Genomic DNA, 16,317 nt, shown 5'->3' with positions numbered 1-16,317 from the left:
TTCCCAGATGTAATGAGCACTGCAATGGATGGCCATCGCGACCAGATGATTTTCGCCAACGCCACGCCGTCCATGCTACCTGGCATCCAAACGTCCGTTACGACAAGCACGATTCCAGAGGCCCGCTCCAGCACCGCCAACGCTTGGTCTGCGTCGGCGCACTCGATGATCGGCAGCCCGAGAGGTGCTAGGTTTTGTACGAAAAGTATGGTCATCCCTCGCTGTGGGAGCGGGCTTGCCCCGCGATCTGCCGCAACGCGGCAGCAAAGCCTGAATTCGCGGCGTCTTTGACACTATTTGATATCAGGTACAGGAGCGCTTCGCACTCCATCGCGGGGCAAGCCCGCTCCCACAAAACTTTTCGTACAGAGCGTAATAAACAGCATCTGTCATTGCGCGGTGGTTGACGCAGGCTCGTCACTGACCCGCAACAGCCCCCACATGCCGCCCAGATTGCCGAAGGCCGCATAGTCCCGGTACAGGTAATCGCCAGGTACCGCGTTGGCACCACCGGCACTGGGGAACATGAAGCTGAAATGCGCTGCTGGCAGTACGCTTTCCTGGGCGCCGATGTACATGGCCATGGGGTTGTAGCCGAATCGAACCGAACCGATACCCGCGTCTTTCATCGGGTAGCCCCAGAGGTCCACCCTTTCAGCCTGAAACGGGTTGAACGCCCAGACATGCCCGTCGAGCTGGAAGGTCGCTCCACGGCTCCCTCCCGAAGGCATCAGCACGTGGGTGCGGAACGGCTGCCCCGGCTTGACGCGCAGTATCGGCGTTACCGGGTCACCACCGACCAGGGCATTGCTGTAGGCCATGTGGGCGTTCGTGACTGCGCCCAGGCCATTGCCACCCGCCTGGCCGAACGGCGCGTTAGGCGCTCGGGCGAATCGGTACCACAGGGGCTCGCTCTTGTAGTTGATGGCCATGTCCGAGTTGTCTTTCGGGTCGTTGGGAATGCCCGGCCCTTCGGACGACATGTTCTCCACCGGCAAGCCGTTGGCCCAACGCATGTTCAGGGACTTCTGCCAGACCATGATGAAGTCGCGATACAGGCTCGCGCCCGGCGCCTGCACCGTAGCCGACGCCCTGGAAGCGGCATCCTCCTGCCAGGTGGCACCCGCCGGCATCACCGACATGGCCGCCACCAGGCCTTTTTGCGGTTGCTTGATCGGGTCGGCCGGCATCAGGTTGAGGCCACCGAACTCGATGGGGGTCGCCTCGATCACGTCGACGTTGCGCCCCAATTGAGACGCCACCGGCTGACCGGCGCGCTCCAGGTGCCCGGCGTAGTACTGATAGGTCCGGCTTGGCCAAGCCCCCGTATTGCCTACCCGTGGTGCCACCGTCTGGACCGGGTTGCTGCCGACGTTGAAACCATCCGACTTGCTCACGTCGTAGGTCAGCAACTGGGCGTGCAGGCCAATGTGGCTGGAGGGGCGCATCAGGTTGTTGTTGAAGGTGGTCGAGCCTTGCGCAGCGGCACGGTCACGCTTGACCGTGCCTTGCATCACCGCGTAGTTCGGCAGGTCCGGCATCATCAAGGGCAGGCGATTCTCCAGGGTGATGTTGATGCAATCGCCGGCGGCGGCGCGCAGTACCAGCGGCTCGACGGGCACCCCGGGTTTGAGCTTGCCGGTGACCGGGTCCAGATCAGCCTTGCGCACATACAAGATGGCAGTCGGGTCGTGCAATGGGCCGGACTGCCCGCCAATGGTGAATGTCTCGCCATCTTCAGGGTCGAAGATCGTCACCTGCGGCACAGTTACCGGCCTCGGGTTGTACACCAGGGTGCCGCCCTGCGAGTTCAGCGGGCCGCCGACATGCTGGCCGGCACCTGCCGGATCGCCAAGGGTCAGACCCAACGGGTTGGCGAGGATATCGTTGGCCAGCGCTGCAACGACCTCATAGTTACGCTGCACCGTCGTCCGGTTGCCGACCCCACTTGGATTAGGGCTGACGCGCGGGCATACGCCATTGAAATTGACCGTGTTGCGCGCGGCCACCGGCCTGGGGTTGTTGGGTAGCGGGAACAGGTCACTGCGACTCAACGAGTAGTTGCGCATGACGCCCCACAGGCCACTCCAGTAGCCCTCCAGGGAGGCATCCATGGAATACAGGTAATCGCCGGTATCGCTGGCGGCACTGGACATCATCGCGACAGGGGCCATGAAGCCCAGTTGCTCGGAAATCGCCACCATTTGCGATGCCTTCCAGCCGGTGTTGGAGCTGTTGCCGAAGCCGCTGCCCGAGTGCAGCCATTTCACCCCATGCAACGTCAGGTTGTGCTCCTCTTCATGGCCGCCGGCATTGACCCGCAGGCGCACGTTGTCGCCGGTATAGGTGCGTAACGTCGGCGTGAACGGATCGCCCGGTAAGTCCCCCCGGTTGATGTGCTTGGGCAATAGCGTGACCCCGCCGGTGGGGCCGGTAGCGGCGGTGATCGCGCTGGGGGCCAGGTTGAGTGCAGGGATCGCCCGGTCGGTGCGGTTTTGCAGGGCATAGGCCAGGTCACCGGCCAAACCATCGGCCTGCATGCCACGCTTGCCGTCTGGCGCGACCTTGTTGGGGTCGTAGATGCGCAAGCCCAGGGGTTCATGGCGGTAGTTGACGACGAATATGCCCGGGTCCGACGCCGAGATCGCTTGCGGGCACGGCCGCGACGGACACGTCAGCAACTGGCCGCTGGCAACTTCCACGACAGACTCCAGCAGGTTGCCGGCGGTCTTGCGCGCTGGCGGGTTGATGGCGTAGCGGAAGCTGTCTGCGGTGGCCGGGTAGGCTTGCGCATCGGGAATACCATCGGGGCCCGCGCCGACGTAGACACCGGCCTCATAGGCGTGCTGGAAGTCGCTGAACTCGAGGAAGAACTCGCGGTAACTGTCGTTCTTGTTGTCACCGTTAAGATCACCGGTCTCGATCACGGCTTGCCAGGAAGTTGGCCCGCCGTCCTGGCGCCCGCTGCCGTTATACAAGGCTTCGCCGGTTTCGGCGTGGTACCACTTGGAACCGGCAGGCTCGGCAAGCACGGTGGCGTACATGCCCACTTGCTGATGGGTCGAAGGGCCAAGGTGGTCATGGGTAAAGATATTGCCCAGGCCGCGATCGATGTTGTGCACGTTCAGCACAGGGTCGGCGAACCAGCGTTGCATCGTGGTGCGCGCACCCAGCCAGTCGGCGCGATTGAATCGCCCGAAGTAAGGGTGCTGTTTGGCCACGGGACAGTCCCCGGTACCTTCGCGTGGGTCGTCGTCCCGGCAAGCGTTGAACCGGCGAATGGCGTGGATGCGCTCGACCACGGTAGACGGCGAGAGCACGCCATCCTCGTAGTTCCATCCATTGGCCGAGCCATCGGCGGCAGTCAGGTCCCACTTGGGCAAGTGGATGTGCTGGCCTATGACGTCGGTGGGCGTACGCACCTGGTAATCGTCGAGTTCGTAGACGGAAGGCACCAGGTTGGTGTGCTGGTACATGGTGCAGTCGAAGGTGTTCATGCGCATCACCAACGGCTCAGGTGGGCGCTGCTTGTTGATCACCGGCCATGCATCCTCCCACAGGGTGAGGATGCGGGTTTGCGGGAAGTGATAGCCGACCTTGTTGAACACCGCGTCGAACTGGATATTGGCGCCTTTGTAAATGCGCGGATGATCGGCGCTGAACGGCGAGGCACCGCTGAACGTCTGGGCGTCGAGACGCTCACCACTGTTGAAATTGCCGGCTCCGGCACTGCGGGTCAGGCGTTTTTGCCGGTCGTCCATGCACGGCTCGAAAAACGGCGCACCCGCCACGGGAGGCCCGCCGTTGGTGAGGAAGTCGCGCGGCAGCAGTTGGCCACTGGGCAGCACGGCGAAGCTGGCATGTGATGGCGTGGCGTGGAAGGCCATGGCCGACTGTTCGACCTCGGTGCCCTCCTCGGGGAAATACACCGGCTTGGCGCGCTCCAGGCCCTTGCTCATGTCCAGCAGGCTGGTGGTCACCTGCGCCTCGCCGCCCGCCGCCCAGCCGTCCAGGCCATGCCGTGGCAGGCCGCCATCCCAACCACCGGCCTGGGCCGGATCCAACGCCGCCCACAGCGCCTTGCCGCTGCCCTTCAAGGCCGTGGCCGTTTGCGCATCGAGCATGTCCAGCGGCGGCGTCGGTGGCCGCTGGCCGACGGTGCTTTCAACGCCGCCGATCCAGAACGGGTAGCCGGGATTTTTCAGGCTGCCATCGGCGTTGCGGTTGGCTTCACTGCGATCGACCAGGGCCAGCGAACCGACGACTCGCTGCGCAGCCGGCGTTTGGCTATCGTCACCCGGCTCTTGGCCTTCGGCCAGCGTTCCACCACTCATTTTGGGAATTACCACCACCTTGCCCGGCATCGGCGGCAAGGCCTTGCCCGGCAGGGGTACGACCGCCGGAATGGGCGTGCCGGCGACGATCTCGCCATCGGGCAAGGCCCGCGCACCCGAGGCCGGCAAGCCACTGCGCAAGGCAAACGGCTGAGTGTGGAAATTGTTGTTGCCCGCCTGGCTTACCGCCAGCCGCGTGCCCTCTTCAAACACATCATGGATGCGCCACATGGCCCACATGCCCTGGGCGAAATGCGGGTAGAAATGGCAGTGATAGATCGCATCGCCGACCACCCGATTGCGGTTGCCGGACCCACCATTGGCGATCTCGTAGGTGTAACCGGAGCCTGGGCCCACGCCCTGTGCATCCATGTAGTCGGAGTTGTCATCGTTGGGGTTGAACAACCACTGGTGACCATGCAGATGAAAAACGTGTTGCTCGTAACCCACGCTGATATTGCGAACCTTCACCGCATCGCCCAGGTAGCTGTGGGCAACGTTGGAAGGCTCGGCCGGATACAGCGCCATGCTGGCCTTGATACCGACACTGTCGGCGGGAGGTACCTGGCCAGGCGCCAGCAACTCGAGCCCTATGTTGGCCGGCACGTCCACCTGCATCGCGATATCGCCGGTGGTGTGTGCGCTGAGGAAGAATTCTTCATAGGCGCACGACAAGCAATCATGCATGGGGCCGACACCCACCCGGTTGGCGATGACCTCCGCGCCCATGCCACCGGAACCGTAGTTGACCATGAAGGCGTCGCGGGTCGGATCAAGCATCTGGCCGAACACAGGGTCGCCCCAGAACCCCGGAAACGCCTGGACAACTGCAGACTGGTCATGGAACACCGCAGCGAAATCGCGGAATGGCTCCAGGCGATTGGGCAGGCTGGGGTTACGCTTGCCCTGGCTTTCAAGGGGATAGGTTGTCGGTGGGAAGCTGCCATCGGCATTGGGCCCCATGATCACGGCGTCTGCGTTGCTGGCAATGATCTCGCTGCCGTCGACCATGCTCAGGATCGGCTTGCCGGCCTTGCCTTCCGAGATCCAGGGTTCAAGCACCGGGTAGCGAGCCTGGTAGTCGATGATGGGCTGGCCGGCCGGTGTACGACCGCGCGTGGCCAAGCGCATCTCTTCTTCGGTGACGGTGTTTTGATAAGCCTGCCCGCCTTTGGGCAGCACCACGACCTGGGCGAACAGGCCATTGCCGACGTTGCCCGAAGAGCCCTCGCTACCGAAGGTGGCGCCGTAACTGGTCGCCGCGAACGTGCCTTCGCGTTCGGCGTAGAGGGTGTAGCTACGGCTTTGCCCGGGCGCCAGCAAGGTGTTGTCGTTGCGGCCGCTGTTGGCGGAAATATCGTTGATCGATCCAAATGCCTGTAAGCCGTTGACTTGGAAACCCACATGACGGTCGGCAACTTGAGCGTCGACATGCAACTCGCCATTGGCGGCATTCTCGTGGTCAGTGCCCTGGCCATTGGGGTTGGCCTGGAAAGCCAGCAGGTTCTGCAGGTTGACCGTCAAACAATCCCCGGCAGCAACCCGCAGTACCAATGGGCGCGGACGTTTGTCCGGACGCAAGGTGACTTGACCGGGTGTGGCGCTGCCGCCTTGGGTAATCAACACCCCATTGGTGTCTACTACATCCCCGCGCAGGGCATACATCATGCCGTTGGGGTTATGCGCACCGAGCCGGTTGAACATCAACGGCTGGTCCATGGCCACGACATTGGCCACCAAGATGCGCTGGCACTGCACCGCCGCCTCGGCCATTTCGCCACCCGCGAGCCATACGCCGGCAAGCAAAGCCAACCCTTGCGGTCGCCTCAACCAGCAACGTATGCGATTGAGATCGATAGGAGTGTGTAAGTGTGCGCAGGTCATTTGGGCGGGCCTCCAAGTCAGCACAAACAGGGCTGAACTTAGCGCGCGCAAATATCGCGCCAAAATAAAAAAAGCACCAATTCAATCAGTTGCGAAGTTGCCACCCAATAGAGGGGAAAAGATACGCGCCCCTATTTACCCCAAATCCTGGAACTTGTTTCAAATTATGTATGAAAACCCGGCATGCACGCGCGCGCGACTAGTTGTCACAAAACGGTCATCAATTACAAAAAATCGTAAACGTATCGCCTACCGTATCACCGGTGAAACGGTCGCAAGCCTTGAAGAGCCGCACTCGGCGCTTGAGTACACATCCCCCACCACTGGGCGAAATCCCCCATTTGTATCCGTTTCGACAAGAATGAGCGTCTCTCTGCCCGCCTACCGGACCCGCTTTCAATCAATTAAGGCGGCGGTTCGATCTGCACAATTGCAGCATGAACCACTGGCAATCTTCAGTAGCCACTGAATCACCTGCCCCGCACTAACACGGCGTGAATCACTGCCAAAACAGGGATCTCCTCAACTATTTTCGACTCAAGTATTTTGCTGTCGATATAACTTCCAAACTGTATTGAGCATTAAACAGGCACGATCGTTGCTGATGCCGTTCAGCCCCCTTCGACCGAGCTGCGTCACCCAGCCTGGGTCATTTCCAGAGGACTGAATCATGCACAACAGATTGACCCTACTGGCAAGTTCGCTCCTGCTTGCGTCATTGAGTGGCGGGACGGCGCAGGCAGGCCTCTACGCCGTAGACCCGGGTATCCCTGGAGAGCGCCCCTACCCGCTCGACAGCGGAAACAAGACGGGTTACGCCGCCTGGTACCAGGACACCCACGGCCGCGCCCTCGACCTGTGTCTGAGCAAGGCCGTCAGCTCGCGCACAGCCGCCACGCCCGGGGCGCCTGCCTACATGTGCGTCCTCAACCCGGCCCCTGGGGAGTTCGATGACACCCAACCCATCGTCTTCCCAACCAACTATCCAGATGAAACCTTCTGGTACGCCGCGGACGGCGCCATTACCGACGCCGCCAGTGGCATCGACCTGACCTACGTCGCGGCCATCGAAGCAGCGTTCAACGGCGAGATCGCCGACGGCCACCAACTGAGCTTCGCCCGTATTCGGATTCGGGTGGATGTTCCCGCAGCCGGCGTCTACACCGTCACCCACCCGTATGGCGTCGACGTGTTCAATGTCACACCGGAAGCGTTCGCCGACACCGGCGGCACCCGGGCAATCAACATGACCCGGGACATCGGCATCGGCCCAGCCGGCGATTACTACGGCGCGCTGAAGGGAGACATCGGACCGTTCCTGCGCAGTGTCAATGGCCCTTATACCGAGACCAACCCGGAAACCGGCCAGCAGGAGACCTACATCGGCGACCCGAACTTGCAGGAGCAAGTGACTGGCAGCCCCTTCAATACCAACTACCTGCGTATCCAGGGTCCTGACGGCATCGATACGCGCAGCACTACATTCTCCGTTTCCGGCAAGCTCAGCGCGGTGGATCTGCCTGCGCCTGCCTTGGTCCAACGTGCGACTTACTCGAGGGGAACCACGGCCACTGGTGTGGTCGCGCATCAGGATGTCTTCACCATGGCGCCTCCGCCTCCCGGTTCGGCCAGCTTCCTGGACAGCGCGGGCACTTCCGTGACCATGACCGAAGCCAATTCGACCGGAAGCTGGTATGGCCAGTCGATAGTCAACCCGACGCTGCCGGCGATCCTGCAAGTGACTGTCGACAACCATCTGGCGATCCCTACCCTCCATGTGCCCACCACCGTGCCTGTGCAACTGACCGATCTGGTCACCATCCGCCGCGCCGAATACAGCCGCAGCACCGGTCGACTGACCATCGAGGCCTCGACCAGCGACCGTATCACCCCGCCAAAACTGACGGCCTACGCCGGGAGGAGCGGTGGGCTGATCGGTGAACTTGTCGGCGGCGCCGACAAGTCCCTGTCACCCAACGCCGGCACCGTCCCGCCGGCGACCATTCGGGTCACTTCGGCGAACGGCGGCAGCGATACAGAAGAAGTGGTCATCGTCCAGTGACCCATCCGAATTCGGATCAAGCGCCAGGAGCTAACATGAACAAATGGCCACGCTTCATATTCAACACACTGAGCCTGTCCATCGCCATGGTGGGCGGTGCCAACGCCGCGCTGCAGGGTTTCGACCCGGGGCCCTACACCCTCGCCACCGGCCGGTTCCCCATGTGGTATCAGGACTTCAACAATGTGAAGCTGGAGCTCTGCCTGTCCAAGACAGTCAGCTCCCGTGCGCCGGGCAACGCAGCTGCCCCCGGCTACATGTGCACCATTCCTGCAGAAGGCGGCTTCAATCCCGCCGAGCCCATCATCTTCCCGAATAACTGGCCAGGTGAAAGCTTCTGGTTCACCGCTGACGGCAGCGTCGGTGACAGAACCTTCGGCATCGAGCAGTACGTTGCTGCACTGGAAGCGGTGGCCGGCGAAGGCGAGATCATCGATGGGGAACAGCACAACTTCGCGCGCATCCGTATCCGCGCCGCCGTTCCCACCGCGGGGATGTACACCGTGCGCCATCCGTACGGTACCAAAGTGTACGTCGTTGCCACGCCAGGGCGGCGGGCAATCAACGATACCAGTGATATCGGCATCGCCACGCTCAACTATTCGGGGGCCTTGCAGGGAGCCCTCGGGCCGTTCCTGTACAGCGCGTCTGCCCCCAATAGCCTGACCAATGAAGCCGGCACGGAAATCACCCGCTACTTCACCGAGACCAACCCGGAAACCGGCCTGCAGGAGAAGTTCGTCGGCGACCCGAACCTCGCTGACCAGGTGCGCGGCAGCCCGGTCCTTGATGCCGAGGGCAACCCACAGAACTACCTGGAGATCTCCGGCCCTGCGGGCACACTGCGCAGCAACCTGTTCGCTATCTCCGGCAAGATCTACGATGACCGCACCCAGACGCCGGTGGAAGTGGAGCGCATCACCTACCAGCGTGACAGCAACGGCTCGCAGATCGAAGTATTTGCCGACTCGTTCCGTACCAACAGCAGTACCCAGGCAGTGACGCCGGCTGCTTCGACAGTGTGCTACCGCACCACCCTGATCCTGACCGGCACACCACCAGGACCGTGCCTGCCCAACGCGAACCTGCTGACGGACAACAACGGCTACTTCTACACCACCTTCGCCACCTCTGCGGCGCCGCCATCAGTGGTGGTACTGACAGCAAGCGAATTGGGTGGCGTGAGCAAACCCACGTCGGTTTCACGCACGCCTGTCGATGTGGTGAAAGTCAGTACGGCTCAATACGACCCAGCCAATCGCCGCCTGACCATCACCGCGAGCTCCAGTGACAAGGTCCTTAATCCTGGCCTCGTCGCCCAGGGATACGGTCCTCTGCCAGCAGACGGCACGCTGGTGGTCAATGATCTGAGCCAGCCACCGGAAAGCGTTACGGTCAAGTCGGCTGCCGGCGGAGCGGACAGCGAACCGGTGACCGTTACCGGCATCGTCGAGGTTCCTTCCGGCAACGAGAAACCCCTTGCCGTGGCGGATACCGTCAGCACCAACGCAGGCGTACCGATCACCATCAACGTGTTGGCCAATGACAGCGATCCCGACAACGACACGCCGCTGACCATCGGCAGCTTCGTACCACCGGCGGCCGGCCAGGGTACGGTGGTGCTCAATGGCACCACCAGCCTGACCTACACACCACCGGCCACCAATGCCCCGCTGCAGGCGACCTTCAGCTACATCGCCAGGGACAGCAAGGGCCTCGATTCGGAGCCTGGAACGGTCACGGTCAACGTGACCCCGAACCCGGTACCGGTCGCCACTAACGACACTGCAGCCAGCCAAGGCGGAACGCTGACGTTGAATGTGTTGCTCAACGACTCTGGCAGTACGCCCTTGACCGTCATCATCCTGTCCCAGCCGGCAGCGGGCCAGGGCAGTGTCAGCACCGACGGCACAGTGGTGACCTACACCGCACCGCAGAATGTCACCAGCGCCTTTGCCACCACCTTCACCTACCAGGTCCGAGATTCGCTCGGAACGCTCTCGGCACCCGCCACCGTCACCGTGCAGGTTACACCGCAGGTGACGCAAGAAACCTTGGTAGTCACCACCGCCGTGGCACGGGCGCGCGCCAACGACCGCTTGACCTGGGACCTGTCTGGGACCTCCTCGGCGGTAGTCGGCAATACGTTGACCATTCAAGTTACAACCTCCAATGGGCTGGTCACGTTGGGCACCGCTACAGTCCCGATCAGCGGCCGCTGGCGGCTGTCGACCACCACCACGGGCGTGGTACCGAGCGCTGCCCCAACGGTCACGATCCGCTCCTCGCTTGGAACGGTGCGCACAGTGCCGGTGGTCATTCAGTAGCAAGGCGCCCCGCTACCTTGATCAGGCAGCGGGGCGCAACCCTCAGCTGAATACCCAGAGTACGCGGGTGGGCTTGTCGGTGAGGTTGGCGTATCGAAAACTGGCGTGGGGTTGCAGCTGAAAACTGTCACTGGCGCGCAGCGTTACCGGCTCGCCGCCATCCAGCCAGACGGTCAGCTCGCCTTCGAGCACGAAGCAGCCTTGTTCCGAGCTGTCATCCAGGTACTCCTCGCCGCTGCTGGCCCCCGGTTCCAGGTGGCTATCGAGCATGGAGAACGCGCCCGTTATCGTCGGGGAGGCCAGCACATCGGTGATGCCGCCGGCCAGGTGAAGCGTGCGACGCTCGTGAGGGCGAGTGACCCAGTCGAGCTCGCGAGGCTTGTCCAGCTTGTAGAAATAAGCGGTCGAGACGCCGAGTTCTTCACTGATAGCCGTGAGGTCGGCCACGGTTGGGCGCGACACGCCGCGCTCGACCTGTGAGAGAAAGCCCACAGAACGGCCGATGCGCTGGGCCAGCTCGCCCAAGGTCAGGCCTTTGAACTTGCGCAGGTCGCGAATCAGGACGGCCAGGGCTTCGATTTCTTCGTGCACTTTCATAGTTGAATCGCGGCTATCGGACGGGGAAATTGATGCCGTGAAAAGTACAGGATTCAACTCGCAAAGCAAAATTGTTCACGCTATAGCTGCGTGGGAGTCGAGCATCTGGGGCCGCGTTGCGGCCCATCGCAGGCTTCGGGCGATGGGCAGCACAGCAGCCCCAGCGACGCCCTCACTCAGCCAATAGCCGCGTACGTCAGGTCCAGGCACTTGCGGGCTTTTTCCACCAGTTCGTCGATCTCTTCAATGCTGATCACCAGCGGCGGCGCGATGATCATGGTGTCGCCCACGGCGCGCATGATCAGGCCATTATCGAAGCAGTGCTGGCGACAGATCATGCCGACCCCTTGGCCTTCGTAACGGGCGCGGGTGGCCTTGTCCTTCACCAGCTCGATCGCGCCGAGCATGCCCAGGCCGCGCACTTCGCCAACCAGCGGGTGGTCGGCCAATTCGCGCAAGCGTTGTTGCAGATAAGGGGCGGTCTTTTTCTGCACCTGTTCGATGATCTGCTCGTCCCGCAGGATCCGCAGGTTCTCCAGGCCCACCGCGGCCGCCACCGGGTGGCCGGAATAGGTGAAGCCGTGGTTGAAGTCGCCGCCTTCGCTGAGGACGTTGGCCACTTCGTCACGCACGATCACGCCGCCCATGGGGATATAGCCGGAGGTGAGGCCCTTGGCGATGGTCATCAGGTCAGGCTTGAGGTCGTAGTAGTCGGTACCGAACCACTCACCGGTACGGCCGAAGCCGCAGATCACTTCGTCGGCGACGAAGAGAATGTCGTACTTGGCCAGGATCTCCTTGACCTTCGGCCAGTAGCTCTGCGGCGGGATGATCACGCCACCGGCGCCCTGGATCGGTTCGGCGATGAAGGCGGCGACGTTGTCCACGCCAACTTCCAGGATCTTCTTCTCCAGCTGCTCGGCCGCCCACACGCCGAAATCGGCCTCGGTCATGTCGCCGCCTTCGCCATACCAGTACGGCTGCGGGATGTGCACGATGTCCGGGATCATGCCGCCCTGCTGGTGCATGCCGCTCATGCCGCCCAGCGCAGCGCCCGCCACGGTGGAGCCGTGGTAGCCGTTGATGCGGCCAATGATGACCCTCTTGTTGTTCTGGCCCTTGATCGCCCAGTAGTGGCGGACCATGCGCAGCACGGTGTCGTTGCCTTCCGAGCCGGAGCCAGTGAAGAACACATGGTTCATGCCGTGCGGGGCCACATCGGCGATCGCCTTGGCCAGCTCCAGCGCGGGCGGGTGCGCGGTCTGGAAGAACAGGTTGTAGTACGGCAGCTGCCTCATCTGCTGGCTGGCGACGTCGGCCAGTTCATCACGGCCATAACCGACCGCCACGCACCACAGGCCCGCCATGCCATCGAGAATCTTATTGCCTTCGCTGTCCCAGAGATACACGCCCTTGGCCGAGGTGATGATGCGCGGGCCTTTCTCGGCCAGTTGCTTGACATCGCTGAACGGGGCCAGGTGATGGTCGCGGCTCATCGCTTGCCAGGCAAGGGTCTGCGAATTCTGTTCACTCATTGACTTCACTCCATCAAGTTGCGCAGCCGTGCTGCGCGGGTACTTTTTTGTAGGTGGGAAACACTGGGTATTCAGGCGGACTTCAACAACCTCTGGCGCAGCACCGAGCGGTGCCGGCAAGCCTTGCCGAAGGACTGGAAAATCGTCAGGTAATGCGGGTTGTCCATGACCTGGAACTCGGGGTGCCATTGCACGGCCAGGGCAAAGCCCTTGCTGTGCTCGACCGAAATCGCTTCCACCAAGCCATCCGGTGCCAGCGCTTCCACCCTCAGCCCAGGGGCCAACACATCGAGGCCCTGGCCGTGGATGGAATTGACCTGGATGATTGCCGGCAAGCCCATGCGCTCGAGCATGCCGCCGGGTTCTATATGCAAGGCGTGACGCGGGCCATACTGCTTTTCGATGGGCTCGCCCTTGCCTTCGCGGTGGTCCATGAACATACCGGTCTCGTGGACCTTCTGGTGCAGGGTGCCACCCAGCGCCACGTTCATTTCCTGGAAACCACGGCATATACCGAGCACCGGTACACCGGCGGCGATGGCCGCACGCATCAGCGGCAACGTGGTGGCATCACGCAGAGGGTCGTGATGGGTGCCCGCTGCACTGGCCGGACCGTTGTAGTGGAACGGTTCGATGTTGGACGGTGAACCGGTGAAGATCAGCCCATCCACCACGTCGAGAATATCGGCGCTGTCCATCAGGTCGGCGAGGCTGGGAATCACGATGGGCAACCCACACGCCGCCTTGGCCGCCGCGCGTGCGTACTTCTCGCTGATGGTCTGGGTTGCATGCAGCTCAATCATGCTGGTGCATGCGGTGATGCCGATAACGGGCACACGGGGCATATCGTCCTCCGGCAAATCCATATTGCGCGTTGTATTGAAACGGTGGAAAGACAGGCGTCGCTGTTCGAACCTTGGCACCTACAAGAACCAGCGGTACTCGCGGGCATCGATGTGGCGCATGAAGTCCAGTTGCTCCTGGTATTTGTTTTCGCAATAGACCATCACGAACTCGCTGCCCAGCCCCTCGTTGATCACCGGGTGGTGACGCATGGCGGCCAGGGCGCTGAGGGCATCCTTGGGGAAGTCGATGCCGCTCTGGCGGTTGTCGTTCAGTGGCGCGATGGGTTCGACGCCGCGATCCAGGCCATGCTCCATCCCGGTCAGGATGGCCGCCAGCACCAGGTACGGGTTGGCATCGGCACCCGCGAGGCGGTGTTCGATGCGCAGGTTGCGCGGGTCGGACTCAGGGATGCGAATGCACGCATCGCGATCTTCGAAGCCCCAGCTGGCCTTGCTCGCCGCGTTTACCATCGCACCGTAACGGCGGTAGGCATTGTGGTTGGGGGCGAAAATCGGCATGCAGTGGGGCAGCAGCTCCAGGCACCCGGCCACGGCGTGACGCAGCTTGCGCTGGTCGGTGCCCGCCAGGATGTTGTTGCCGGCAGCGTCGTACAGGCTGACGTGCACATGCATGCCGCTGCCCGGTGCGTCCAGGTATGGCTTGCTCATGAAGCTGGCACGGTAGCCGTGTTTCAGCGCAATACCGCGGGTGCTGCGGCAGAACAGCGCCGACCAGTCTGCCGCGCTCAGGGCATCGTCGCTGTGCGAGAAGTTGATCTCGAACTGGCCGGGGCCCAGCTCCGCCGTGATGACGTTTGCCGGCACACCCTGCTCGTTGGCGCCATCGACCATCTCGTGGAGCACCGACGAGAAGCGCGACAGCCGCTCGATGTGCATGTTCGGCTGGTCGTCCTGGTCCTCGGTCGCGGTGTCGCGTGGGTACTGTGGCAGGCCGTTATCGAGCTTGCGGTCGAACAGGTAGAACTCCAGCTCGAAGGCCACCACCGGGCGGATGCCGCGCTTGGCCAGGCGCTGGATCACGCGGGCCAGCACTTCGCGGGGCTCGAACTCGATCGGCTTGGCGGTGCCGTCGGAGGTGATGAGCATCTGGGCGATCAGTTCTTTTTCCCAGCGCACCGGTTTCAGGGTACCCGGCACCAAGCGCCGCGCGGCATCCGGATCGCCGTCGGCGAAGCAGTAGTCGCCAATGGGGTAGAGGCCGCCCTGGGTGCCCAGCAGTACGCAGTTCTGCGGCAGCTTCAGCGGCGTGCCGGAGGCGACTTTTTCCAGCATGTCGATGGGGTAGCGCTTGCCGTAGAAGTGCCCGGGGATATCCAGCGCAATCAGGTCGACATAACGTACTTCTGGGTGTTCCGCTCGGAACGAGCGCACTTCAGTCAGCAGATCCGGAAAGATGACACTCATCTTCTTGTCCTTGTGAGGTGAACGAATTCAATTGAAGACCCAGAGCACTCGGGTGGGTTTTTCCGTCAGGTTGGCGTAACGGAACTGCGCGTGGGGCTGCAGCTGGAAGCAGTCGTTGGCCTGCAGGGTCACGGCGTCGCCGTTGTCCAGCCATACCGTGAGTTCGCCCTCGAGCACGAAACAGCCCTGCTCGGAGCGGTCACTCAGGTACGGCTCGCCACTGCTGGCACCTGGTTCGAGGTGGCTGTCGAGCATGGAGAAGGCGCCGGCGATGGTGGGCGAAGCGAGCACATCGGTGATGCCCGACTCGAGGTACAGCGTGCGCCGCTCGTGGGGCCGCGTGACCCAGCCGACGCTGCGGGGCTTGCTCAGGTTGTAGAAGTACGCGGTGGAGACGCCGAGCGCTTCACTGATGGCGGTGAGGTCGGCCACGGTAGGGCGCGACACGCCTCGTTCGACCTGGGACAGGAAGCCGACCGAGCGGTTGATGCGCTCGGCCAGTTCGCCCAGGGTCAGGTTCTTGAATTTGCGCAGGTCGTGAATAAGGATAGCGAGGGCTTCAACCTCTTCGTTCATCTTCATCGCTTAGGGCTGCCGTGAAATTTTTAGAGTTATTTTTCATGAAAAAATACACTAAAAAATTCACGAGTCAAGCGATTGGGTAACCGGGGGGATGGCTCCCCTGCCCGCTTTGGCGGATCAGTCCCGCGTTGATTTCAACCAGGATGACGGTTCCGACTCACGTCCACACGTAGCGTGGGGCGATCAAGCTCAATCAAAACTGCTTTGATGCGCTGGCGATGCGCTGGTACTTGCGCTGCTGCCGGTTAATGCTGCGGATATCCAGAAAAAATATCTCTGCGCTACGCCAGAGCAGCATCCACGCGGTGACGGTAACGACGCCCACGGGGATGGTGCCTTCAATGCCCAGAGCCGTGCCTGCCAGCACCAAGGCTAGTGCCAAGCCCAGGAGTATCAACGCTACCAGCCGTAGGCTGCGAATATCCCCCCTGAGTTGTTCGCTCTTTTCCGCAAAGGTATTGCTGATGGCTTGCTGCAGGCGCTCTCGCTCATCTTCCGGGCAGCGAATGTGCAGGGTCAGCTCGGGGTGGTACCAGGCGCTATCTGACAGGTAGTCCACCAGCTCGGGGCTTAACTTGGGGTCGTCCGGCGAGGCAAACGGATTGAGGTAATCGTGGGTGATCGTCAGATCGATTCTTTTAGTCATAACGAACCTTTACCTGGTTGAACTGTGGGCGCAGACGTTAGCGTTCGAGGTAAAGCTAGTCGCAAGACAGCTGCTCTGCC

Annotated in this window: 9 protein-coding genes; 2 read left to right on the top strand and 7 right to left on the bottom strand. The window is 62.2% G+C overall.

Annotated features, from left to right (window positions below):
• Nucleotides 1-389: 389 nt before the first annotated feature.
• Nucleotides 390-6,107, bottom strand: coding sequence for a manganese-oxidizing multicopper oxidase MnxG (mnxG, locus tag OGV19_RS08075; protein WP_264313911.1), 5,718 nt, complete (start codon nt 6,105-6,107; stop codon nt 390-392).
• A gap of 781 nt (nt 6,108-6,888) precedes the next feature.
• Between mnxG and OGV19_RS08070 the strand changes: the two genes are divergently transcribed.
• Complete coding sequence (locus OGV19_RS08070) at nt 6,889-8,280, top strand: hypothetical protein (RefSeq protein ID WP_264312902.1); 1,392 nt, start codon at nt 6,889-6,891, stop codon at nt 8,278-8,280.
• Between the two features lie 35 nt (nt 8,281-8,315).
• Nucleotides 8,316-10,607, top strand: a complete 2,292-nt coding sequence (locus OGV19_RS08065) for an Ig-like domain-containing protein (RefSeq protein ID WP_264312901.1) — start codon at nt 8,316-8,318, stop codon at nt 10,605-10,607.
• Nucleotides 10,608-10,649: 42 nt separating this feature from the next.
• Here the strand turns inward: OGV19_RS08065 and OGV19_RS08060 are convergent, their stop codons facing one another.
• From OGV19_RS08060 to OGV19_RS08035, 6 genes are all read right to left on the bottom strand, one after another.
• Nucleotides 10,650-11,204: a helix-turn-helix domain-containing protein gene (locus tag OGV19_RS08060; RefSeq protein ID WP_264312900.1), complete on the bottom strand. Its 555-nt coding sequence runs from the start codon at nt 11,202-11,204 to the stop codon at nt 10,650-10,652.
• Nucleotides 11,205-11,380: 176 nt separating this feature from the next.
• Nucleotides 11,381-12,739 (bottom strand): aspartate aminotransferase family protein, encoded by a 1,359-nt coding sequence (locus OGV19_RS08055; protein ID WP_264312899.1) that lies wholly within the window; start codon nt 12,737-12,739, stop codon nt 11,381-11,383.
• 71 nt (nt 12,740-12,810) lie between these two features.
• A complete protein-coding gene (locus tag OGV19_RS08050) occupies nt 12,811-13,584 on the bottom strand; it encodes a gamma-glutamyl-gamma-aminobutyrate hydrolase family protein (RefSeq protein WP_264312898.1) in 774 nt (257 codons plus the stop codon).
• A gap of 78 nt (nt 13,585-13,662) precedes the next feature.
• A complete protein-coding gene (locus OGV19_RS08045; RefSeq protein WP_264312897.1) occupies nt 13,663-15,009 on the bottom strand; it encodes a glutamine synthetase family protein in 1,347 nt (448 codons plus the stop codon).
• Nucleotides 15,010-15,036: 27 nt separating this feature from the next.
• A complete protein-coding gene (locus OGV19_RS08040) occupies nt 15,037-15,591 on the bottom strand; it encodes a helix-turn-helix domain-containing protein (protein ID WP_264312896.1) in 555 nt (184 codons plus the stop codon).
• 193 nt (nt 15,592-15,784) lie between these two features.
• Complete coding sequence (locus OGV19_RS08035) at nt 15,785-16,237, bottom strand: hypothetical protein (protein WP_264312895.1); 453 nt, start codon at nt 16,235-16,237, stop codon at nt 15,785-15,787.
• Nucleotides 16,238-16,317 lie beyond the last annotated feature (80 nt).

The sequence above is a fragment of the Pseudomonas putida genome, from assembly GCF_025905425.1.
GTDB lineage: Bacteria > Pseudomonadota > Gammaproteobacteria > Pseudomonadales > Pseudomonadaceae > Aquipseudomonas > Aquipseudomonas putida_AF.
Note: the sequence above shows the minus strand (reverse complement) of the source record. Positions and strands in the feature narration are given on the sequence as shown.

Bases quoted from the DNA above. Each gene is read 5' to 3' on its own strand.
- mnxG (WP_264313911.1), bottom strand. From the start codon at position 6,107: ATGGCCGAGGCGGCGGTGCAGTGCCAGCGCATCTTGGTGGCCAATGTC.
- OGV19_RS08070 (WP_264312902.1), top strand. From the start codon at position 6,889: ATGCACAACAGATTGACCCTACTGGCAAGTTCGCTCCTGCTTGCGTCA.
- OGV19_RS08065 (WP_264312901.1), top strand. From the start codon at position 8,316: ATGAACAAATGGCCACGCTTCATATTCAACACACTGAGCCTGTCCATC.
- OGV19_RS08060 (WP_264312900.1), bottom strand. From the start codon at position 11,204: ATGAAAGTGCACGAAGAAATCGAAGCCCTGGCCGTCCTGATTCGCGAC.
- OGV19_RS08055 (WP_264312899.1), bottom strand. From the start codon at position 12,739: ATGAGTGAACAGAATTCGCAGACCCTTGCCTGGCAAGCGATGAGCCGC.
- OGV19_RS08050 (WP_264312898.1), bottom strand. From the start codon at position 13,584: ATGCCCCGTGTGCCCGTTATCGGCATCACCGCATGCACCAGCATGATT.
- OGV19_RS08045 (WP_264312897.1), bottom strand. From the start codon at position 15,009: ATGAGTGTCATCTTTCCGGATCTGCTGACTGAAGTGCGCTCGTTCCGA.
- OGV19_RS08040 (WP_264312896.1), bottom strand. From the start codon at position 15,591: ATGAAGATGAACGAAGAGGTTGAAGCCCTCGCTATCCTTATTCACGAC.
- OGV19_RS08035 (WP_264312895.1), bottom strand. From the start codon at position 16,237: ATGACTAAAAGAATCGATCTGACGATCACCCACGATTACCTCAATCCG.